Genomic DNA, 23,091 nt, shown 5'->3' with positions numbered 1-23,091 from the left:
ATTATCACGTTTAAAAACTACTTAATCAAAATTTCTTGCAAAAAAACAATCATGGCTTCCCATGAACGTTGGGCAGCTACTGCGTTATATATGGTTCCCAATTGTGTATCATACGCCAGCGGATTAGTAAACGCATGCTGTACGTGTCCATACATATGCATCTGCCAATCTACGTTTGCTTCGGTCATCTCTTTGCAAAATGCATGCACCTTATCAGGTTGAACCATGGGGTCATCATAGCCATGCAAAGCTAAAATTTTGGCTTTTATTGGTTCAGATTTTAAATTGCCTGGCTTGTGCAGCAAACCATGAAAACTCACTACCCCCTTAAGTTCCGCTCCAGAACGTGCCAACTCAAGAGCACACAACCCCCCAAAACAAAATCCAATAATTGCAACCCGTTTATTGTCAACTTCAGGCATGGAGCATACAGCAGTATACCCCGCTTGAATGCGGCGGCGTAGTAAAGCTTGATCAGAAATCAAAGGGTTCATTAACGCTTGTTTTTCCTCAATAGTAGAGCCAAGCTGGCCATCGCCATATAGATCTACTGCAAAACCTACATAACCCATTTCGGCAAGTAATTTCGCTTTATTACACGCAAATTCATTGCGGCCGGACCAATCATGAACTACCAATACTGCAGGACGTGGAGCAGTACGAGCATTGTCATATGCAACAAAGCCATGGAGTTCTTGCTCATTATCATGATAAATACAATTTGAAGTATGCATCTAAAGCTCCCTGAAATTAACTTTTTAGCAGCTTAGTTTATTAAATTGAGTTAAAGAGATAAAGTTATGAATTACATGAGGTTGTTTCCCTTCTTTTTCTTCTCATCTATAAAGTCGATTTTTTCTTTGTCATCATGGTGTTATAGTAGACAATTGGGCATAACTATTGAGCAATTATTTGGAAAACATAAAAAATGATAGAATGTTCTTTTTTAGTCTACACTTAGAGTAAACTCTAATGGGGATATAATCATGATGACTTCATCATTAATCCATGTAAGAGATGTTTTACTTGCACAATTGTGTTATCAGGCCTTTATTACTCCTATCTTTTTTCCTTTGGAAAAAGAATATAGGACTTTTGCCAAATTGGCTTGTGAGTTTATTGAAGGAAGACGTACCGAGGTAATTCATCAGGAATTTCCCCGACATCATGTACTACATCGTTTTGCTCCACAGAAAAAAGCGAAAGGAAAAAAGATATTGATTACCCATGGATGGATATCACGCGCAGCATATATGGCTCGTATTATCCAGGCTCTGCATCAAGAAGGATATGAAGTATATGCCCTTGATTTCCCAGCACATGGCGAAGCAAAAGGCTTGCAATTACCCTGGACGGATGCAGTCGCCATTTTAAAAGATACAATCAATCAACATGGACCTTTCTATGCAGTCATTGGACATTCATTTGGTGGCTCCATGCTGCTCAATACTCTGAATATTGCGGGACAACTTCCTGAATGGCAATTAAATCATAAACCAGAGCGCGCGATTTTAATTGCATCACCAACACAAATGCGAAGTCCGGTTAACCGGATTGCAAAAAAATTTAAACTAAGCGGCCATGGTTATCTGCAACTACGTCAGGTTATGAAGCAACAAGCAGGCTTTGACATTAAGCTGGTCCGTTTGCATCATTTCATTTCTCAATCACCCAACATTTCTTTTTTATGTATTCACGGCGAGTTAGATAAAACGATTAGTACTAAAGAATCGATCGAATTCTGTAAAAAATACCCGGATTCCAGACTTTGCCTCCTTCCTGATGCAAATCATGTGAGCGTCTTACTCGATGAACGAGTAGAACAGCTGGTTTGTAATTTTTTGGAATGAATCGCAGAAACTTAGCCTGGGTGTAGCAAAACGGAACCCCAGAATCTATGACAAGAGGAAAACCCCGGGTTTCGCTTCGCTACACCCAGGCTACCCGTTAAGAAATTTACTCGCTTTCTATATATTGTCGCAGTTTTTTCATGGCATTTTTTTCAAGCTGCCTAACCCGCTCCGCGGATACCCCGTATTTTTTAGCCAAATCATGCAGCGTTAACTTTTCTTCAGCTAACCAACGTTGTTGTAAAATATCCTGGCTGCGCTCATCTAACTGCTCTAAAGCAAACATCAGCCTCTCACGTCCATGATCTCCAGTATTTTCCTTTTCCAACAAAACAGAAGGATCATCATTAGCATTAAATAAATAACGCTCAGGTGCTGTATAAAATTCATCGCGTTCATCCGCATCAGGAGCATCATAAGGTGTATCCATAGCGTTCAAGCGTTGTTCCATGACCAGCACATCTTCACAACTTACACCCAAATCATTTGCTACAGCAGTTACCTCTTCATGACTCATCCAACCCAAACGATTTTTCATTTGGCGAAGATTAAAAAATAACTTACGTTGTGCTTTGGTTGTTGCAATTTTAACAATACGCCAGTTACGCAAAACAAATTCATGAATTTCTGCTTTTATCCAATGCACTGCAAAGGAAACAAGACGTACACCCATCTTAGGGTCGAAACGTTTTACCGCCTTCATCAAACCAATATTACCTTCCTGAATCAAATCATTCAGGGGCAAGCCATATCCCAAATAACCACGAGCTACACGGACAACATAACGCAAATGGGCAAGAACCAAGCATCGCGCAGCCTCAAGATCTCCTTCAGCATGAAAACGCTCCGCATAGGCAATTTCTTCCTCTAAAGACAACATAGGAATTTGATTAACCCTGTGAATGTAAGCATCAAGGCTTCCCACAGGTAAATTCATTTCGGCAAGTTGCAAATATTGACTCATGCTTCTTTCCTCTAAAACTTCTCTGTAAATAAGGTAAAAAAAAGAGGGGCTTATAATTGGGGCTCAATGGAAGCCAATTGACGTTTTACCGATAAACGTGCCCCCATCCATCCTAGTATAACTGCAAATAAAACAAGTAGCAAGATCTGTCGCATTGATAAACTTTTTAACGGATAGTGCATTTGATAAGCAACTGCCAACTGATTCACAGCAGCTTCCAAACTGAAGATAAAAATATTCACCATAAAGACAGCAAAAACAGCCCCTAAGGCACCATACCAAACCCCAGAATATAAAAAAGGTCTGAGGATAAAAGCATCTTTGGCTCCGATTAACTTTAACACTTGAATTTCTTCTTGTCGACTATGAAGTGCCAGGCGTAACGTAGTGCCAACGATCATAATCACTGCCATGGCTAATAAAGCGAGTAATGCATCTGCAAACTTGGCAGCAAAACCTAAAAGCGCATGCAAGCGGCTTATCCATTCCATATCGACCTTTGCATTTTCCACTTGAGCTATGGTCTGTAATTTCCGTGCCAATAAATCCAATTTTGCAGGGGAGTCAATGATTAAGGCAGGTAGAACATCCACTACTGCGGGTAAAGGATTTTCAGGAAGATAACGCATAATATCCTGCATCCCCTCTTGCTGGGTTAATTCCGATAAACCATCACTGGATGATTTTAAAGAAACTTGAGCTACGCCATCCGTTTCACGCACTTTTTGTAATACAAGCTGTTGCTCCACTTCAGACAAACCCGGTTTTAAATAAAGAGAAATATGCCCGCCCTTCTGCCAGCTTGAAGTTAATTTAGCGATGTTATCGGAAAATACCCAGAAAAGAGCAGGCAAGGCTAAGGCAATGGCAATCACTATGGAAGTCATCATGGTTGCTAAAGGTCTGCGGCATAACAAATTTAAACTTTGTATTGCTGCTTGCACATGATAAGCAAGGATTGCTTGTGCTCGTTTTAACACATTCGTCCTCCTTTAAGCATGACAATACGATGTTTCATTCCTGCGATCAATGCCAAATCATGGGTGGCAATTAATATACTCACCCCCACTCGATTAAACTGCTCAAAAATAGCCATGATTTCTGTAGAAAGTTTGGGATCAAGATTTCCAGTAGGTTCATCGGCCAATAATAATGCTGGCTTGTGTACTACAGCACGCGCAATTCCCACACGCTGTTGTTCACCCCCTGATAAATGGACAGGGAGCATTTTTTCCTTGGTTAATAGGCCCACCATATCCAAGGCTGCATGCACTCTTTTGGCAATCATGGGATATGCCATACCTTGAATTTGCAAGGGGAGGGCTACATTATCAAATACTGTTCGATCATTAAGTAAATAAGGAGATTGAAAAGTGATACCCAGTTGACTTCGGTGAGCAGCTACATCACGTTTTTTTAACTGATTCAGACGTAAACCGTTTACGATCAATTGACCAGAAGTAGGCCATTCTAAAAGAGCGACCAATTTAAGTAAGGTACTTTTTCCTGCGCCTGAATGTCCTGTAAGAAAAACCATCTCCCCTTTTTGCAGGGAAAAGTTTACTTGGCTTAACGCTTCAAAACCACCCGGATAACGTTTCGTCACTTGGTTAAATGTGATCATTGAATAGTGCACCAACAAATTGCGCAGCATCAAAGGGCCGTAAATCCTCTATCCCTTCACCGATCCCTATGTAACGAAAGGGCATCCCTAATTCATTAGCAATAGCAAACAAAATTCCGCCTTTAGCCGTACCATCCAATTTGGTCATGGTAATTCCAGTTAAACCAATCGCTTCATGAAATTGTCGTGCTTGAACCAGAGCATTTTGCCCTATGCTTGCATCCAATATCAACATCGTCTCATGAGGAGCATCCGGACAAAGTTTCTGCAATACACGCTTTACTTTCTTCAATTCGTCCATCAAATTGCCCTGTGTATGCAATCGACCAGCAGTATCAGCGATTAAGACATCCATTTTGCGTGCTTTTGCCGCTTGCAGCGCATCAAAAATCACCGAAGCACTATCAGCCCCTGTATGTTGGGCAATTACTGGGATATCATTTCGTTCCCCCCAAACATGCAATTGCTCCACTGCTGCTGCTCTAAAAGTATCTCCTGCAGCCAACATGACTTTCTTGCCCTGTTGCTGAAATTGTTTCGCCAGTTTCCCTATAGTAGTTGTTTTACCTGCCCCATTCACCCCAACCATTAAGATCACAAAAGGCGAATGATCTGCGGTCTCTAAAGTTAAAGGCTGATTATTCCGGCTTAAAATCATTTGCAAATGAGATTTCAGCGCCTCATAAACAGCGTTACCATCGGATAACTGTTTGCGAGCCATGCTTTCAGTCAACTGGCCCAGTACGGTTTGTGTTGTCTCCATTCCCAAATCAGCACTGACTAACAGCGTTTCTAACTCATCCAACAAATCCTGGCTGATTTCTTTTTTCCCTAATAATAACCGGCCAATTCCATCACCAAGCTGGTGACGGGTTTTGCTTAGTCCTTTTCTGAAACGTGCAAAAATGCCTTCTTTTGCAGGCTCTTGTTCCTGTTTGATATCTTCTACAGGAGCTTCAGGCAATGAGTCAGTAGTACTTTGTGAATGATCGTCCTCTACCGAGGTGGAATCATGACTTCGTTTAAACCATTTAATCATATAGTGTACAAATCCTGAAAAATATGAAATTCTATCATCTTTTTTACTTTGAGGTTAAGTTGTGCGCAAAATACTCTTTACTTTACTCATGGTACTATCTTGCCAGACCTTTAGCCAAGTGCAAGAGTTTATATTGAATAATGGATTAAAAATATTGGTTAAAGAAGATCACCGGGCGCCTATAGTTGTATCCATGATTTGGTATAACGTGGGGTCTGCTGATGAGCCAGGGGGGATTACCGGCGTATCCCATGCGATAGAACATATGATGTTTAAAGGTACCGAAAAATACCCTTTAGGCGTCTTTTCTAAAACCATAGCGGCAATTGGCGGACAAGCCAATGCATTTACTAATAATGATTACACTGCTTTTTTTGAAAAAACAGCTGCGTCAAAACTTGCTGCCAGTTTTGAACTGGAAGCGGATCGCATGAATCATTTGCTTCTTGATGCCAATGAATTTGCCAAAGAAATTAGAGTAATCCAGGAAGAACGGCGTCTTCGCACTGAAGATAATCCACAGGCCCTTGCCTTTGAGCGTTTTCTGGCAACAGCGCATCTAAGCGCGCCTTATCATCATCCTGTAATTGGCTGGATGAGCGACCTGAAACACATGTCCGTTGAAGACATAAGGGAATGGTATAAAAAATATTATGCACCTAATAATGCGACCTTGGTTGTTGTAGGAGATGTTAACCCCGAGCAGGTTCGCACTTTGGCAGAATATTATTTCGGTGCTTTGCCAAAACACCCTGTTCCTGCAAGAAGATTACAAAAAGAACCGCCTGCTTTAGGTCAAAAGATTGTTCATATTCAAGCCTCAGCAAAATTACCTTTATTAATGGTGGGTTATACCGTCCCTAGTGTGAACACTGCTAAAAAAGACTATGAGCCTTATGCCCTGGAAATCATTGCTGGAATTTTAGACGCAGGAGAAAGTGCCCGTTTTTCTAAAAATCTGATTCGTGGCAAACATATTGCCACAGATGCAAATAGCTATTATAGCCCTTACACAAGATATCAAACCCAATTTATTGTTTATGGATCCCCGAGTCAAAACCATACAATTAGTGATTTACAGAATGGCCTCCTTAACGAAATCGATGATTTGAAAAAAAATCAGGTTACTGCTCAAGATTTGCAACGAGTGAAACATCAAATCATTGCTCAGAAAACCTTTGAGAAAGATTCAATTTTTGGACAAGCCTCAGAATTAGGTTTGTTAGAAACAATCGGGATTGGTTGGCAAAAAGCGGGTGAATATACTAAAGCAATTAATGCAATTACACCACAACAAATCCAGCAAACTGCCCAACGTTATTTTCAGGAAAATAATATGACGACAGCAATATTAGAACCTCAACCACAAAGGGCTGCACCATGAGAATTTTTAGCGCATGTATTCTAACATTACTGATTACACTGTCAGATACATCGACAGCAAGTATATTCAAAACAGAAAAGTGGCTCACTAAAAATGGTGTTCAGGTGATTTTTTATCCCGCCATGGAAGTGCCTATGCTTGATGTCAGCTTGGCTTTTGCGGCAGGATCAGCATATGATGGGGATCAATACGGCCTAAGCGCCTTGACCAGCCGTTTGATGGACCAAGGAAATGCGGGACGAGACGCAACAGCAATAGCCGAATCCCTCGCGGATGTTGGTGCTCAATATAAAGCTGAGATCAACCGAGATATGGTTATATTTAATCTCAGGACTCTAGTCGCCACGGAAGCATTGGCCAAAGCAAGTGATACCTTTACACAAATCATTAACCATCCAGACTTTCTTGATCATGAATTTTCAAGAGAGAAAAAACAACAGATGATGGCCATTGAACAGCGACAGGAATCGCCTGAAGACGTTGCCAATCTCCATTTTTTTCAAGCCTTATACAAACAACATCCCTATGCACATCCTGTTAATGGAACAAGCAATACCGTCAAGTCAATTAATATGAGCCAGGTGATTGAGTTTAATAAACGCTATTATGTTGCCAAAAACGCTATCTTAGTTATGGTAGGTGCAATTAATAGTGAGACAGCACATCAGCTTGCCGATCAACTCACTCAAGAACTTCCAGAGGGACATCCTGCCCCCCTGATCCCCCAAGCCACTCAATTAACCCAAGCAGAAACGATAAATATTCCATTTCCATCCTCACAAACCATGATACGGCTCGGCCAACTCGGTATTGATCATCATGACCCCAATTACTTCCCACTGATTGTAGGGAATTATATTTTCGGAGGAGGAGCTTTGGTTTCTCGACTCGCTATAGAAGTCAGAGAAAAACAAGGATTGACTTATGGGATAGACAGCCAGCTTGTTCCTATGTCAGGGAAAGGGCCTTTTCTCATCAGTTTATCAACGAAAAATTCACAAACTAAGGATGCATTAGATATTATTCAAAATGAGTTACGCGCCTACATTGATAAAGGCCCAACTGATGAAGAGATGAATGCGGCAAAACAATACCTTACAGGAAGTTTCCCACTTTCTTTATCAGGTAATCGCAGTATTGCAAATATCTTATTACGCATGACTTTTTATCATCTACCTGAAGATTTTCTTGACACCTACCTTGCTCGCATCAATGCAGTAAACAGTGAACAAGTAAAACAAGCATTCAAACACCAAGTTAATCCTGATAAATTGTTACTGGTCACCGTAGGTAAATCGTGAAACAGATCGTTCGCATTATAGGAGGTTTATATCGTGGAAAAAAATTGCATTTTCCCGATGTAGAGGGTTTGCGCCCCACCCCGGATCGTGTGCGTGAGACTTTATTTAACTGGCTCATGCATGACATCAGAGAAGCACGCTGCCTGGATGCTTTTGCAGGCAGCGGGGCTTTGGGTCTGGAAGCATTTTCCAGAGGAGCTGCGCGAGTTGTTTTTCTTGAACAATCACCTAAAGCTTATGCTCATTTACAAAAAATAATCGCTTCGTTTAACAGCCCAAAACTTAAACTCCTACAGACAGACGCAGTACAGTATCTGCAGCACAAACAGGAAGAGTTTGATATTATTTTTCTGGACCCTCCTTTTGCGCAAAACTATCTCCCTCAATGTATTTCGAATATGACGCAAAGTAACATACTCAAACCTGGAGGGCTTGTTTATTTAGAATCACCAGGTGTAATTCAGTTGGATGAAAAACATTGGCGACAAATGAAACAGAAACAAGCAGGACAAGTTGTCTATTCATTATTTGAAAAATTAATTTAATTTTAATCATATAAGGACTGTTTACATTTCGCTAGCTTGAGTCAAAATCGTTTGATTTTCGAGCACCGAAGCGCAGCATACATGAAGTATGTGAGCATCGTAGCACAGAAAATCAAACGATTTTAGCCAAGATAGTAGAAATGTAAACAGCCCTTAGTCTGGGCAGCAAAATCTAAATTAATTGTAGAGAATTCTCAGTTTCGCTTGAATTAAAGCATGAATTCTCTAAAACCATTTCCATTCAAATTCATACAATTCCTCTTCCATAGACTTGACAAGGAGCCTAGCTCCTGTTTCAATCAAACGAATATTCTCAGACATTAAAGAACATTGAATGAACAACAAGCTTCTCATGCTATTTATTGCCTCAGTCCTGCTTGTGGGTTGTAAACATGGAGTACTCTTTAAAAAACCACCAGTAAACAATCCTAGTGATGATGCTACGATTAAATTAGCAGAAGCAGCTGTATCTGTAAGCGATTCCATGCATGAAATGGCACGAATTGAAAAAGTAATTCTACCGCCACCTGTAGATAACGCACTCACGATCCCGAACTCGTATAACTTACAAGCCAGGGCAAGTGTGGATTGGTCGGGGCCTATTGAAGAATTAACCGCTCGTATTGCCAAATCAGCTCACTTCAGACTTCGTGTTTTAGGAAAAGTACCTTCCGTTCCGGTTTTAATTAGTCTTAACATTAAAGATGAAAGTTTAGCTGAAATCCTGCGTGATATTGATTACCAAGCTGGTAAAAAAGCCTATATTCACGTTTACCCTAACAGTCAGGTTGTAGAATTACGCTATGCCAAAATTTATTCGTAGCTTAATAGTTATTGTATTGTCTGCTTCACTGCTTGCATGTCACTCACGGAAATATATGGGTGATACGAGCTCATTAGCAGGACTGCAAGCTATGGCCAATGTGAATGTAAAGGACAGAAATAAAAGGCAAAGAGGTAAAATTCGTCAAATTGCCTTGAAAGAAACTGCTTTAAGTCTTGGCGCTCAAGCAGGCCTTGCGAATCGAGCCAAAATTATTGATGAGCATCTTATAAGGCAATCACGCAGACTCGATGCCATTTATGACTTTAATTCCCTGATTTTGGAACATAATATCTTACCTCCAGTACTGTTAGAAGGAAGAAATACACTTAATCTTGCTGATGCGCAAACCATTCGTATTTCCGATCGTACCTATAAAGTTGCAAAACAGGCTCATTTTGTAACAACTCCTCCAACTTGGCGGCAATACTTATGGTTGGACTATGTAAAACCGGAATATCCTCACTATACCTTGTTACCTAAGACCAAGACAGAGAAAAAAATATGGTGCATTTATGTAGCAAAGGGCTGGAAAAATGGCGTTGATCAAGCGAATACCATTCTTGAGGAAAATATAGCCCGCATTAAAGAAGATTTTGGCGGAATGATCCTGTATAGAAAATTATTAGCCATGAATATGATTTCTCCTCCCTATGTCTCTCATACAGACTTGGGTGTAACAGGCGATGCTTCCGAAATTCATATTGATGATAGAGTATTAAGAATTACTGCGTTACCTGGTCTGAATGTGAATAGCGAACAATGGCGGGCAGCGGTATCTAAGGATGAAAATGCTCTTGAACAGTTCAAACATATGGAAAAATTGGCAAATCGTTCTAAAATTATAATAACAGATAAATCCTGGCAGCCTACGATTGCTCCAGTTAACGATAACAACAGAATTCGCCAATAGGAAGTATGAACAATAATTCACATATACATTTAATGCCCGATGAGCCAACACGTTTTACTCCGCTTTTCATGGATAAAATGTTGGAGCATACTGAACGTTTAAATGCTTCTGACATTACCATCCAAACGGGTGAGCCTATTTATGCAGAGGTTTATGGAAAACTATTACGCATTACCAACCGGCGTTTATCTAATACAGAGCTCGGTGATTTAATTAATGCGATATACGGACCCAATGCGACAACCCAGCTTCTTTCAGGTAAAGACATTGATACCCACTATGAATTCCGCCCTAATCGTGGGGTTAGATATCGCTACCGGGTCAATGGGACGGCATGTCTTGTAGAAGGCCATGATGCGATTCAGATTACGCTCAGAACTATTCCTACAACCCCTCCTAGACTTGAGACCATGAATCTACCTGATAATGTGCTTGAAGCAATTGCACCGCAAGAAGGTGTCGTCTTTATTACGGGCGCAACAGGTTCAGGGAAATCAACTTTGTTGGCCTCGATTATTCGCGACTTAATCGAAACAGAGGATTCGAACCGTAAAGTTTTGACCTATGAATCCCCTATTGAATTTGTTTATGATGAAATTGAAACTATATCCGCAGTGGTTAGCCAATCAGAAATTCCTCGCCACTTGCCAAGCTTTGCTGATGGGGTGAGAAATGCTTTACGTCGTAAACCTCGTTTAATCATGGTAGGTGAGTGTAGGGATGCAGAAACAATTAGTGCCGCATTGGAAGCAGCACTTACAGGACACCCAGTGTATACAACCTTGCATACTTCAGGTGTTGCTGAAACCATGCGGCGTCTTGTTACTTCGTTCGCTGGTGAAGAGCGCTTAGGAAGAACGATTGATATTTTAGAGACAATTAGGCTATGTATTTGGCAAAAGCTTGTACCTACCATAGACGAAAAAAGGGTGGCACTTAGAGAATATTTAGTTTTTGATGAAGAGGTTCGAGATATTTTACTTGAAAGTGATCCTAACGATGTAACCTCTGCTACACGTAAATTAGTGCGACAAAAAGGTCAACTTATGACTTGGGATGCAAAAGCAAAATTTGAGCAGGGTATTATCAGCGAGCGGGTGTACAAATTAATTATTGCTGGGGCCAAAGAATACCAGCAATAAATTCAAAATTTTTTTTATCCGCCCTCCTTTTGAGAAATTACACCAACTTTTTATACATATCTATTGTTCTTTATCGGTTATGCGTTATTTTTAGCTATAATTTTAAAAGAAGGTATGATTTTTGTTACCTCTTGGGAATTATAATGAACGACTCTATAATGCTTTTAGATGCTTCGTTGAGAGACGGAGGCCATCGAACTAATTTTAATTTCGAAGATGCTCAATTAGAAAAAATTCTTGTATCTCTAGATAACTCAGGCATTGAATATATTGAAATTGGCTATCGCAATGGAACTTTAGTACCCACCCAGGTAGGGAGAGCCGGATGGTGTGCCAAAGATTATCTACTTCTTTGTCGTTCTTTGATTCAAAAAGCAAAAATGGTGGTTATGGTTTTTCCAAATAACCTCACTCAGAGCGATCTTATTGAATTAAAAGAATGCGGCGTCGATTTAGTAAGGCTTTGCATTGCTAAAAACGAACTTGCATCTGCCTTGCCTAAAATAAAAATGCTAAAAAATGCAAACATGGATGTTTCAGTTAATTTTATGAATATTTCTTGCTACAGAGAAAATGAACTTGATGATTCAATCAAAACGATAAGTGAGTTTGCACCAGATATCATTTATTTCGCTGACTCAAATGGCAGTTTAACCCCCACGCGCATCAAAGAAATTTATGAGAAATACATTAATAATTATCCGTTCCCCTTTGGATTTCATGCCCATGACAACCTTGGGCTTGCACAAGCTAATGCCTTGGCGGCAATGAGTTCGGGAGTTCGCTTTATTGATGCATCTCTTGCGGGCATGGGCAAAGGTACTGGTAATTTAAAAACAGAATTTTTTGTTGCTTATTTACATTCAATACAACTAAAAAAATACAGCCTTGATCATGTGTTAGAGGCAGCAAATTTTGTGCGTAGTTCATTAAAGATAGGTCAAGAGCCAATTGAAATGTCAGAATTTATCCGTGGGATTTCTGATCTCGCAACTACAAGCTACGAATCTAAATGAACCATTTGAGAATGTCAGCTGTTTTATTCACGTGAGTTCAACTTAAAAATGGAAATGCCTTTTATATCGAACTTAGGATAAAGATTTCCCATGACTTACACGAAAGGAAAAGATTGTATCCCCTATTTAGGGCGAACGCATATTAATCGATTCTTCAGATTTTTCAACAACTGCAGGTTTACTTTTGGGTTTATCCATATACGCTTTTTTCAGAGCTTTTAGGTCTGGATCTTCTGGGTTTTTCTCTAATGCTTTATCCAGTTGTTGGACTTTTTTACTTCGCATATCATCGGTAAATTCTTTGTAGCGACCTTTTACTTCTTCTTTTGTTTTTTGATCCACATTCTTAAAGCCGCCTTTGCGATTTGCTTCCTGGCAGAGAAGAACTCCATGAATATTCGCGCGCGTATTCGCTACCGTACAATTATCATATTTTTGTGGTTTTTGCTCGATGATACATACTGGAGCTTTGTTTTGAGTAACCTGATCAATTTGTTTCATAACTTGCGCATGTGAGTGTCCCTTGTCATGGCCACTCATTACATTATTTATAAAATCTGGCGTAATATCCTTCGTGTCTACCTCATAGATTCGAGTTCCATGCTCTCCTCGACGAGCACCTTCCCCACGATTTGTAAATACTAAATAAGTCTTATCAGGGTTTCCTTCGACAGGTACAAAAGATAAACCCATCGCGTGACCTGTACAATTAATAGGGACGCTGGTTACTTTTCCTTCTTGTATTCGTTGACTCAGTTCCTTTCCAGCTTCAGGACTTCCTTCTGGAGTACTGTATTGATATTTAGCGGCTTTATTTGCAAAAGCAAAAGCCTCTGAAATTTGCTTGAAATCACCTTTCGCTGGATCCTCAGTGCGACCCTGGCCGTAATCCTTAACTGCATCAGTCATCAATTGATATGTAGGTCCTACATGCGCACGTTGTGAAGAAGTACCATCTACGCTGGTTATCTCTAGACCCAGTATGAGACCAAACTCTTTAACTGTATGCAATTTCTCTGGTTCTGACTGAATATAGTCCTTAGGAGGAGTAATCAGATCACCTGACTTTCGACCCCGTTCGCTCCGTATTGCAATATCATATTCTTCTCTTGCCAGGGAATCATACTCTGCTCCAAAATCAAGTAAGACCCTTGCCATTGGGAAATCCTGATTTTGCAATGCTTGCACCAATGGTGTCTGCCCACGAGCATTTTTTGCGCTGTTTAAAGCAGTTGGAAGGTCTTGATAGCCACCCTTTTCAAGAAGATCAGGTAACTCTTTAGGATCAATTTCCTGCTTTAACTTTGGATCGAGCATCTTTTGCAAGAAAAGAAACAACTCTTGTATAAATCGTTCCTCATTCATTTTGGCTTTTTGCGAAGCTTCTTTAAGTTTATCTTCAGCCATTTCTGATTGGCTGATTATAGTACTTTTAGGAGCAGATAATTCAGGCATAATGTAAACCGGCTAAGTGTTTATTTTAAATACAATTATACTACAATTTAGATCTTTTTGAAAAGGAAGAAGCATCAACGTGTATGTTGATGCTTCTTCCTTTTACTTAACTACCTCAGGAGGAGGCTTAGAACCGCCACCTAAGTCACCCTTTTTTTTTGGAGGGGTCTGGCCACCTTCAGTATCCTTATTATCGCTTTTCGAAGCATTACCTTGAGCAGTAACGTTCCCACCGCCACCAGCTTTACCCAGAGCACCTTTAATCATGCCAACACCTTTCGCGCCATATCCGCCAAGAGTCTTATCAATTTGGCCTTGCGCTCCCTGAGTTTCCTTACCTGCTTCTTGAGTTTTACCTTTTACTTCCTCACCCCATTGTGCCGTTTCTTGACCTATGCTTTCAGGAGTACCACCTATCCACCGTAAGACTTTGTCCGGCAAATAAGAAATCAAGGTAAATGCTTTTTGTATGATTACTAAATACAAAGTGGTATAGGTCAATATAGAGAAGAAGAATGCATAAATCCCAGCCCAATCCGTATATCCGCCCGTACCAGAAGCTGCATCCGAACCTCCATAGGACCAGACTCCACCCGCGAGTTTAGCTGCATCTTTATTTTCCTGTTGGATAAATGCGATAGCTTGATCGTATCCAGCATTTAAAACCCATACCCCCACATAGGATAATGCTATGGCTGTAATATAGCCAATAATCATCATGGAAGGTCTAAGGAATACATTCACCAAGATCATGATCGCAGCTTCACCCTTACCAAAAGCCTCATGCCCTTCCGGATGAGTTACACCCAAGGCAACAATAGGGGCTGCGACCATTGCTTCGATTACCGAAATTAACCAACCCAATGCACCAAAGGTGAAAATCATATAGGGCAAGATTGGAATATAATAAGCTGTGGTAAATCCTACGCTCACCATGACACCTACCCAGGCGATCACAAGCGGCATTGCCAAAGACATCATAGCGAAAATAAAGATACCAAATACAGGGATTAATGCGCTGGATACAGCCATATTCAACAAGAGCATCCATAAGTTACCGGCAAAATTGATGTACTCGTTGCCCATATTTGCCAAAGCAACTACTGGGTTTACTCCAGGCTGCGCGATAATTTGTAGGCCCTGTTGAAAGATTGTCGCCATTCCTTGCAATGGAATCATCAGGAACGCCATTACTACACTATTGATAATCTGACCAAAGATATCAAGAAACAGGTTATATATAGTCACTAAAATAATATTATAAAATATATTTCCGAGTATTTGTCCCAGACAAATAGAGAAGAACGGTTTGACTTCACCGCAAGAGAAGTTTTGTCTTTCTAATCGGTATAACGATGTATTCACACTAAAATTAATTGTGTTAGCAAAAGTCAGTGGCTTAATCCCTGGTTGACCAGGAGTTGACATCATAAGTGAGTTGTTAAGAAAACCCCAAACTGTAGATGATTCTGAACCACTTTTTACATTCAGCGGATCCTTCTTCTTTGGTGCGTTCTTTGTATCTGCTGTAATTAAAGCCTGTACTTGCAGTACTTGGGTATTATCTTGACCAAACCATTTACATAATTGAGTAAAGTCTTTATTTTTATCGGTCATACTTCCTTTGTCACAGGTAATCGTTTTACCATCACTGCTAGGGACAAACGGGCTCGTTATTGCCTCGGGACTAAAGGTACTTTCATTCAATCCAGAGTCCGCATCCACTTGGCCTGCATTTGCGATGGTACCCGATGATCCCTGAATCGCTACCAAATTAAAGAAGTACGCACCAGCCATAATCCATCCCTGAGTCTCAGCTTTATTGATAAAGTCAGTGGATTTCTGCATAGTTCCAGCGTTTTGGATTAGACGCGCCAGGTTGACTGTTGGCATCATAATACCATTATAATCATTGATCGCATTAGTTAACTCATTACCATTAAACAGCGTCCCCCCAACTGCAGATCCCGGCACGGGCCCCCAAGTAAGACATAAATTCCCATCCTTATTCTCCGTATCACCAGCTATCTTTGAAGAATAAGTACTACATATCGTTCCATCTTGTTTATAGGGCACACCAAATTGCTGCGTCGCAACTGGAGAAAATTTAGACGCGTTGGGGTTACTCGTTGTTGACATTTGCGGATCATTACCCACTATAACTCGAGCGACTGTAGATAAATCCGAATACATTTGCTGGACTGCAATCGCTCGCGACATCTGGGTTGCGGCAATCTCTGCAGGAGTTAGCGTATTATTTCCAAGTGTCACATTATTTCCCGCAGTAGGATCCGTAGGCAGCAAACTTTTTCCGTCTGAAGAAAAAGCTGATCCCTTTGAACTAGCAATGCTCTTCCAATGAATGGAGCCGCATATCCCGTTCAAAAAATAATAAGGAGAAGCTGCATCCTCAAAATGAGGCATTTCAACAGTCCACGAACTGGCCCCCGGGGCCTTACTCTGAACAGTAATCGCATTGACTGAACTAAGAAAATCAGGAACCGTAGTTTGGCAGAACTTAGCTATTGGAGAGCTATTATCGCCCGCTTTGGCGGCATTATAACAATCTCCCGATTGTTTTTGCTGAGCATCAAGAAGACTTTGCCGTAAATTTGTCAATTGTGTCTGTAAACCCAACATACATACTTGGCCGGAAAGTATATTTATCGCGCCTGTTGTAATTGCACCAATACCCGACGTATCATCACCAGAAGTAATAAGTGCCTGGGCTGGATTGATCGATTGTGCTTGAATAATAACTCCACCGCGGTTCAAATAACTTAACGCGGCATTCCATACCTTATCTGCTGCCCCAACGCCTTGAACAACAACCCACATGACAAAAATTTGCATCAAGCAATAACCAGAAGCCTTGGGAATCAATAAAGCCAAACCCACTGTAGATCGAATCGGAATCCAAATAGAGGACCACTTTTGTCCAAGCATTTGCCCTTCGTGGGCAGTATTCATAGTAGATACCAAAAGGGTATACATAATAATTATACCCCCCAACGCCAAAACTGCAGCATTAAATACTGCAAACATACTGCCCATGATTTGGCTGCCTGTACCACTTAAAACACCATCTACAACCCCGAATAAATTGCCAAGAAACACTACCGAATAATCACTTGCAGGAGGAGCAAAACTCAAAGAACTGGCGTTATCTGCTAAAACTAAACCAGGACATACAAGGAGAAGTAGAGTTACCAACAACTTATTCATTTCTTTTCTCCAAACAACCCCTGCCTATACCATTCATTAAAGGTACACCCCAGCTTGCGATTTTTAATTTGATAGTACCAAAAGTGGTAACGGAAGGCTAAAACCAGCGCAATCAAAGTGACAATGAGGCTCACCAGAAACGCTCTTATTGAACCAAAAAAGAGCTGATATCCGGCATATCCCAAAATCAAAAGAGCAGCTAACACCATAATAATACTCAATCGAAATAATGATTTCTGTTTTATAAGTATACTTTCGTCGCTAAGATTTAATAATTGGACCGCTTCGTTGAATGATTCCCCTTCAACTTTTTTCTGTGGTACGAATAAACGTTTAAAACCATTTCCTAAATACAGAGTAAATGCTTTCATCCGTTCCCAATCAAACCACCTACGTACATTAATAATTCTCGAAACTAATCTAACTATTCGCGACTGCTTTTTCATATTTTTTACTTCTTTCTTTTATCTTTCATAATATACTATAGTAGTAAGTAATGATTTCGTCCATCCGCTGAAATACAGTAAAGAAAGAGTAAAATATGCCTGATTTAAGTCATGAAGCGTCCGCCCAGTATTGGTTTGAATATATTGATCCTATGATCTATAGAGTTATTACTTTTATGGAGAGTGTGGAAGATTGGACCCTGGATGGAAATCCTGAGTTTGAGAGAGCCATGGAGCAATTAGGCAAAGAACTTGATGACATAGAAAAAATAGATATGAGCCTCTTGGCTGAAGAAGAAAAATTTATTCGCATTGTAGGGAATATTAAATCGGGCCGGGGACTTCGATTGCTGCAAGCAATCGATACCGTTCATCCGGGCAGTGCGTCGCGTGTTTTAATCCATGCAGAGGAAACAAGCACTGGAAGCCATGATCCTGCTGGAGTTTTTCTTAAAAGAAACATTGTATTTGAACGTTTAAGATTGTTGTCGCGAGTTTTTTGCCAGTATCGTCTAAAACTTGTTTTACGTGCACTTGAAGGGGAAGAATAAATGAAATTAGCGTCTAAACTTATGTTGCTGAATGTGCTTTATTTTACTGCGTTTTCTGTTACAGCACAGGATACAACAACCTCAACATCAACATCAACAGGAACAGGAACTGATCCAAGTCAATATTATCAAAACCAACAAACCGAAGAAATGAAAAAAATAGTAAAGTACTTTGAAAACTTCGGTCAATACTTGGGTTTTCAAGTAAAGAAACCTCCTACAGAAGATAATAAATATTTTACAGTAACCTATAAACTCCTTAGTTTAACAACCTCTCAATTATCACAAGCTTATCAGTTTTATACCTTATTAGGTTCGATTCCCGTGAATACTTTTGCAGGTCAGGGCCAACAAGGCGGAGGAGGAGGAACAACTACAGGTAATCCTTTTGCTCAGTTCCTGCCTACTGATGGTGGAAATACCTCTCAACTTAATCCCAGTGGTACAATTATTAATCCTCTCGCGAATCTTGCTTTTCCAGGTTTTGCCTCAGGCCCATCTGCAGGATCTACCGGAGTGACTGTGAATCCGTTGATAGACCAACCAACTTTTCAACAGGATCCAGTAAGTCAAGCGGTATTAAATATTTTGGCGACCCCTGATTATACGTACTGTATGAATCCTACTAGTAGTACGCCAGAGTTTGTTTCTGACTGCAAATTGGTTTATAACACCTTGGTACCCCTGAACATTGTAGGGGAAATTCCTAACGCGATTACTTTTTTTGACCCGGCGTACCTTCAACAATTTTTAAATCATCTGAATAGTAATGCATTGACTGCCCCCTTGATGTATTCAACGCAAGACCTTGGGACGGGCCAGCAAAAAGGCGATATAGCAAAAAATGGCCTACCCGCACAAAATCAAGAGCAACTTGCTGCGAATTTTATTCGCTATGTTAGTGGTGGTGTAATTCCAATAAGATTACCTCAGTGGAGTGATTATGACTATTGGTATAAACAGACCCTTAGTAGTTCATCTTCTACCTCCGGCACCCTTACAACGAAACAAATGCAAGCGCAGCAAACCCTTGCTAGATATCTTGCGAGCTTACGTACCTACGCAGCCCAAAACTCTGTAGGACTCAGCAACCTTTATTATATCATGTCAAGAAGAATGCCTCAGACTAATCCTGATACAGCAAGCGGACAGGCTACGAGTGGTAGTAGTGGCCCAACAAGTCAAGCCTTAACAGAGTTTAATATGGCAACCTGGAGATTGTATAATACTACAAGCTCTGGCGATCCAAGTGCTACTGCCACCGCTGCTGCAGGCGGCACAGGTGGTACTGGCGAGCCTGGGAATACCCCCTGGATTAACAGCCTTAATAATGCACCGCCTGCTACAGTAGAAAAGGAAATCGCTATATTACTGGCTGAGATCAATTACCAACTTTATTTAGATCGTCAAGTCCATGAACGTCTTCTCATGACGAATAGCATCTTACTATTACAAAGTGTTCGTACAGGCGCTCCCTCTAATGAAGCCCTAAGCCCCGGAGCACAAACACAGCAATAACCTTAAAAGTACGGGGTGAAAGAAAGCTCTTTTCACCCCCGTTTCAAGAATTCAGTTTTTAAATGCATCACTCTATCATGAGCAGTTTCAGTTAGTTATGATTGCACTTAAACTAAAACTTTTATAAAAAATTCCTAACAACTTTTATAAAATGGTGTATATGATTTCATGCATAAAAAGGTCATAGTTTAGTAGGTCTTATTGATAACGGATAAAGAGCATTAAGTAACATTGTGAGCTGGGTAATTTCGTTAAATAATCAGTTAAATAGTTGATGACATTTGGGTCAAAGTAATTTAGATTGACGCATTTAACTGCTCATTTTTCTATGTCAAAAACTATTATCTTTCAAAAATCGTTCCTAGTATCCGGCATCATGTGCTTTGATGGTTGTGGTAATACAATACAAGGCTTTCTTCATACCTGTATCAATGATTGTATCGAAAAAGAGATTCTTCCTGCAGATGCCCGACTTATCGTAGATGCAGAACCCAGTAGTTTAGGTATTCATCAATTCACTGTTTCTATTGAAAGTGAGCAAGGTGATTTTATTCCCATAAAAAATTTTGATTCCATTATCTTTGCCAAAATTAAAGAAGATATTATTTTTGAGATCATTGACGATCAAAAAGAGAATGGGAATAAACCAAGCGACAAAAAAAATTGGATTAACATACTTGTTAACCTAATGTGCATGGGAGCTGTACTTGCTTTAACACTTACATTTCCTCCATCAATAATTTTAACCATTGGCTTAACGGCTCTTACTTTTTTTTCAACCGCATTTACCGCTCGAGAGTACTTATTTGCTTTTTTTCATAACTTCCGCGCTAAAAATTTTGCAAATATGGCAACGACCATTAGCCTAGGCTGGTTGTTATCTATGGCCCATACTCTTTTTCATGCCATAAGCATGCCTTTGGCAAGTAATTTTTCCATGATCTTTATGAACTTTATGATGCCAACCATGTTGATTGCTTGCATCAATGGTATGGATGAGATTAAACGTCTCGTTATTGAAAAATCTAAAAAAATTCAATTGAAAGGAATTAAAACATTATTTCCTCAAATGTCAGAAAACTACCGTTGTTATCAGTTAACCCAACTCGAACTCGAACTCTTATCAAAAAAAATTGAGCACCTACTTTCATCTAAGAAACAAAACCCTTCAGAAATTGATTCGCAACCGAATAAAGAAGAACAGGAGCACCTATTATTTATTCAAAAATTATTAGATACCAAGGAAATAAGCGAAGAAAAAAGAAATCTTTTAAGAGAAGGAATGCTCATTGAAGTTAACGCTGGCGAGTGCTTTCCAGTGGATTGTGTTTTAGTTCAAGGCAACACCGTAATTGACGCATCTCTTCTAACCGGTGAACCGCATCAAACAAAACAATTATGGCAGCATATTCCTTCGGGTGCTATTAATCTTGGAAAAAAAGTTACTGTTTACGCTGAGAAAAACTCATACAATAGTACTGTCAATACGCTTCTCTTTCGCTCAAACCGAGCTAAAGAATCAGCCACTCCCAAAGAAGAAACCCCCAAATTTGCTTATCTTTATACGACACTTGTTATCATTGGTCTTATGGCGGCTATTTTTACTCCAATCGGATTGGGAATAGCGACTATTCCTTTAGTAATACAAAACATTATTGGCATTTTGTTTTCTGTATGTCCTTGCACGATTGCTATCGCGCATCAATTACCCCAACTCATCAGCATCCATCATCGTAATAATAAAGGCATCCAATTACGTGACGACAGTTTAATTTCACCACAATCGGATGAAATCCATACTGTAGTTTTTGATAAAACAGGAACATTAACCACAGGAAATTCCATTGTGGAATCTTCCGACATTCCTATACATTCCTCATTATGGCAACGAATCTATTTATTGGAAAAAGCTCATGGCAGAGAGCACCCTCTTGCTAAGGCAATTCAAAAACACTATGAAGTTACGATGAATAATCAACTTCTTTTTGATGAAATAAACGAATGCACGATGGACCAGAAAAATCGAGGACTCACAGCGAGAGTGCAAGGAAGAATAATACAAATTGGAAACGTTGACTACTTAAGAGAGAGTGGCATTACTCTCCCTGAACCTGAACAATCAAAAATCGAACAAGGCTTTTCAGCGGTCTGTGTAGCAGAAGATGGCATCTATAAAGGAATTATCTATGTGAAACATGAAGTAAGAAAAGGGGTCCTCGAGGCACTCAACCGGTTAAGAAGAGAAGGCAAAAAAATTATCATGTTAACCGGAGATAACCTTTTATCAGCCAAAGGCTTTAATAAACAAATGGGCTTTATTTTTAATGAAGAAGATATCCATGCAGGGCAAACGCCAAAAGACAAAGAATCATTTTTAAGAAAATTGATGAGTACAGAAAGAAGCAATCCTAAAGGAGTGTGGTTTGTAGGGGATGGCTTAAATGATGCGCCTTGTTGTCGGATTGTCTCTGAAAAAGGAGGAGTTAGCTGTGCCATGGATTCCAATGATAAATCAGCATTTTTTACTGATATTACTTTTAATGGTTCATTAGATTATCTATTTAAACACAATAAATTAAATTGCGCCCTACAGCAAAATATAAGCCAAAACAAAGGCATACTCATTTATAGTACTATCGCATTTCTTGCCTTTATCATGAGTTTTTCTATAGCGGGAGTTGCTGTTTCTCCATTAATCCCAATGGCTATTATGCTATCAACAACACTTTTTGTTTTATTTAATTCTTATCGAACTCAACTCAATATTGACTCCGCTTTAGATAAAGAGATTGCATGGCCTAAAAAACTATTAAGCTCCAATCTCTCAATTGGCTTATTATTGGCAGCAAGCACCCTACTCATCGGTAGTGTTTTAGTAGCAACAATTACAACAGGGGGATTAGCCTTACCGCTTATAGCATTTACAGCCGGAACGGCTATAGGGTTTAGTAGCGCATGTACTTTATCGGCGATTAGTCTAATTGGTGTGTTCCTTGGTATCCTGTCAACTTCTTTACTGTCTGGACAATGTACCCAAGATGCAAGTGAATATCATCCAAGCAGCATTTCAAATAAAGATGAACCTGGCCAGCTGGAGCCAATTGATACAATAGCCAGGGAGAAAACGAATGATTTCTTCCTCGACAGAACATATAAAAGTAAGGAAAAACCACCACAAGAAAATGAATCTATTTTGGAGGCGGCAAGTTGTTCATACTCTCATTAAGTGTAAGCACAGTAAAAACCAGGACGCGTCGCTTTATGTAGGTTCAAGGATATGTTTGAAGCGCTGCGC

General features: G+C 40.0%; 19 protein-coding genes. 11 read left to right on the top strand and 8 right to left on the bottom strand.

Annotated features, from left to right (window positions below):
• Positions 1-17: 17 nt before the first annotated feature.
• Positions 18-734, bottom strand: a complete 717-nt coding sequence (locus FOLKNPGA_RS01620) for a dienelactone hydrolase family protein (RefSeq protein ID WP_182351444.1) — start codon at positions 732-734, stop codon at positions 18-20.
• Positions 735-986: 252 nt separating this feature from the next.
• Here FOLKNPGA_RS01620 and FOLKNPGA_RS01615 point away from each other — a divergent pair, with 252 nt between their 5' ends.
• On the top strand, positions 987-1,850 hold the full coding sequence (locus FOLKNPGA_RS01615) for an alpha/beta hydrolase (RefSeq protein ID WP_182351443.1): 864 nt from the start codon (positions 987-989) through the stop codon (positions 1,848-1,850).
• 106 nt (positions 1,851-1,956) lie between these two features.
• On the opposite strand, the gene rpoH is transcribed toward FOLKNPGA_RS01615, so the two are convergent.
• The 4 genes from rpoH to ftsY are packed head-to-tail and all read right to left on the bottom strand — an operon-like array spanning position 1,957 to position 5,477.
• Positions 1,957-2,814 (bottom strand): RNA polymerase sigma factor RpoH, encoded by an 858-nt coding sequence (rpoH, locus tag FOLKNPGA_RS01610; RefSeq protein ID WP_182351442.1) that lies wholly within the window; start codon positions 2,812-2,814, stop codon positions 1,957-1,959.
• 50 nt (positions 2,815-2,864) lie between these two features.
• Positions 2,865-3,794: a permease-like cell division protein FtsX gene (ftsX, locus tag FOLKNPGA_RS01605; protein WP_182351441.1), complete on the bottom strand. Its 930-nt coding sequence runs from the start codon at positions 3,792-3,794 to the stop codon at positions 2,865-2,867.
• Positions 3,788-4,438, bottom strand: a complete 651-nt coding sequence (gene ftsE, locus FOLKNPGA_RS01600; RefSeq protein WP_182351440.1) for a cell division ATP-binding protein FtsE — start codon at positions 4,436-4,438, stop codon at positions 3,788-3,790. Before ftsE ends, ftsX begins: the two co-directional genes overlap by 7 nt.
• Positions 4,425-5,477 carry a signal recognition particle-docking protein FtsY gene (gene ftsY, locus FOLKNPGA_RS01595; RefSeq protein WP_182351439.1) on the bottom strand — a complete coding sequence of 351 codons (1,053 nt, stop codon included), beginning with the start codon at positions 5,475-5,477 and terminating at the stop codon, positions 4,425-4,427. The genes ftsE and ftsY overlap by 14 nt, the downstream gene beginning before the upstream one ends.
• Before the next feature lie 88 nt (positions 5,478-5,565).
• Between ftsY and FOLKNPGA_RS01590 the strand changes: the two genes are divergently transcribed.
• The 7 genes from FOLKNPGA_RS01590 to FOLKNPGA_RS01560 all read left to right on the top strand — a co-directional run bounded on the left by FOLKNPGA_RS01590 (position 5,566) and on the right by FOLKNPGA_RS01560 (position 12,601).
• Positions 5,566-6,861 carry a pitrilysin family protein gene (locus tag FOLKNPGA_RS01590; protein WP_255666587.1) on the top strand — a complete coding sequence of 432 codons (1,296 nt, stop codon included), beginning with the start codon at positions 5,566-5,568 and terminating at the stop codon, positions 6,859-6,861.
• Positions 6,858-8,162 (top strand): pitrilysin family protein, encoded by a 1,305-nt coding sequence (locus FOLKNPGA_RS01585; RefSeq protein ID WP_182351437.1) that lies wholly within the window; start codon positions 6,858-6,860, stop codon positions 8,160-8,162. Before FOLKNPGA_RS01590 ends, FOLKNPGA_RS01585 begins: the two co-directional genes overlap by 4 nt.
• The gene (gene rsmD / locus FOLKNPGA_RS01580; protein WP_182351436.1) at positions 8,159-8,707 is read left to right on the top strand and encodes a 16S rRNA (guanine(966)-N(2))-methyltransferase RsmD; all 549 of its coding nucleotides are present in this window, start codon (positions 8,159-8,161) and stop codon (positions 8,705-8,707) included. Before FOLKNPGA_RS01585 ends, rsmD begins: the two co-directional genes overlap by 4 nt.
• A gap of 334 nt (positions 8,708-9,041) precedes the next feature.
• Positions 9,042-9,530 (top strand): type IVB secretion system lipoprotein DotD, encoded by a 489-nt coding sequence (gene dotD, locus FOLKNPGA_RS01575; RefSeq protein ID WP_182351435.1) that lies wholly within the window; start codon positions 9,042-9,044, stop codon positions 9,528-9,530.
• Positions 9,511-10,443 carry a type IV secretion system DotC family protein gene (locus FOLKNPGA_RS01570; RefSeq protein WP_182351434.1) on the top strand — a complete coding sequence of 311 codons (933 nt, stop codon included), beginning with the start codon at positions 9,511-9,513 and terminating at the stop codon, positions 10,441-10,443. Before dotD ends, FOLKNPGA_RS01570 begins: the two co-directional genes overlap by 20 nt.
• 32 nt (positions 10,444-10,475) lie before the next feature.
• A complete protein-coding gene (gene dotB, locus FOLKNPGA_RS01565; RefSeq protein ID WP_182352722.1) occupies positions 10,476-11,585 on the top strand; it encodes a Dot/Icm type IV secretion system ATPase DotB in 1,110 nt (369 codons plus the stop codon).
• A 143-nt stretch (positions 11,586-11,728) separates the two neighbouring features.
• The gene (locus FOLKNPGA_RS01560; RefSeq protein ID WP_182351433.1) at positions 11,729-12,601 is read left to right on the top strand and encodes a 4-hydroxy-2-oxovalerate aldolase; all 873 of its coding nucleotides are present in this window, start codon (positions 11,729-11,731) and stop codon (positions 12,599-12,601) included.
• A 126-nt stretch (positions 12,602-12,727) separates the two neighbouring features.
• Here the strand turns inward: FOLKNPGA_RS01560 and ankD are convergent, their stop codons facing one another.
• The 3 genes from ankD to icmV form a co-directional block, all read right to left on the bottom strand.
• Positions 12,728-14,056, bottom strand: coding sequence for a Dot/Icm T4SS effector AnkD/LegA15 (gene ankD / locus FOLKNPGA_RS01555; protein WP_182351432.1), 1,329 nt, complete (start codon positions 14,054-14,056; stop codon positions 12,728-12,730).
• Positions 14,057-14,158: 102 nt separating this feature from the next.
• Positions 14,159-17,281: a type IVB secretion system protein DotA gene (gene dotA, locus FOLKNPGA_RS01550; protein ID WP_182351431.1), complete on the bottom strand. Its 3,123-nt coding sequence runs from the start codon at positions 17,279-17,281 to the stop codon at positions 14,159-14,161.
• On the bottom strand, positions 17,278-17,727 hold the full coding sequence (icmV, locus tag FOLKNPGA_RS01545; protein ID WP_182351430.1) for a type IVB secretion system protein IcmV: 450 nt from the start codon (positions 17,725-17,727) through the stop codon (positions 17,278-17,280). The genes dotA and icmV overlap by 4 nt, the downstream gene beginning before the upstream one ends.
• A 95-nt stretch (positions 17,728-17,822) precedes the next feature.
• Between icmV and icmW the strand changes: the two genes are divergently transcribed.
• The 3 genes from icmW (at position 17,823) to FOLKNPGA_RS01530 (ending at position 23,022) form a co-directional block, all read left to right on the top strand.
• Positions 17,823-18,278 carry a type IVB secretion system protein IcmW gene (gene icmW / locus FOLKNPGA_RS01540; protein ID WP_182351429.1) on the top strand — a complete coding sequence of 152 codons (456 nt, stop codon included), beginning with the start codon at positions 17,823-17,825 and terminating at the stop codon, positions 18,276-18,278.
• Positions 18,279-19,796 carry a type IVB secretion system protein IcmX gene (gene icmX, locus FOLKNPGA_RS01535; RefSeq protein ID WP_182351428.1) on the top strand — a complete coding sequence of 506 codons (1,518 nt, stop codon included), beginning with the start codon at positions 18,279-18,281 and terminating at the stop codon, positions 19,794-19,796.
• A gap of 301 nt (positions 19,797-20,097) precedes the next feature.
• Positions 20,098-23,022, top strand: coding sequence for an HAD-IC family P-type ATPase (locus tag FOLKNPGA_RS01530; RefSeq protein ID WP_255466033.1), 2,925 nt, complete (start codon positions 20,098-20,100; stop codon positions 23,020-23,022).
• Positions 23,023-23,091: the final 69 nt, after the last annotated feature.

It is taken from the genome of Legionella sp. PC1000 (assembly GCF_014109805.1).
Classification (GTDB): domain Bacteria; phylum Pseudomonadota; class Gammaproteobacteria; order Legionellales; family Legionellaceae; genus Legionella; species Legionella resiliens.
This window is presented reverse-complemented; position numbering and strand designations above follow the sequence as displayed.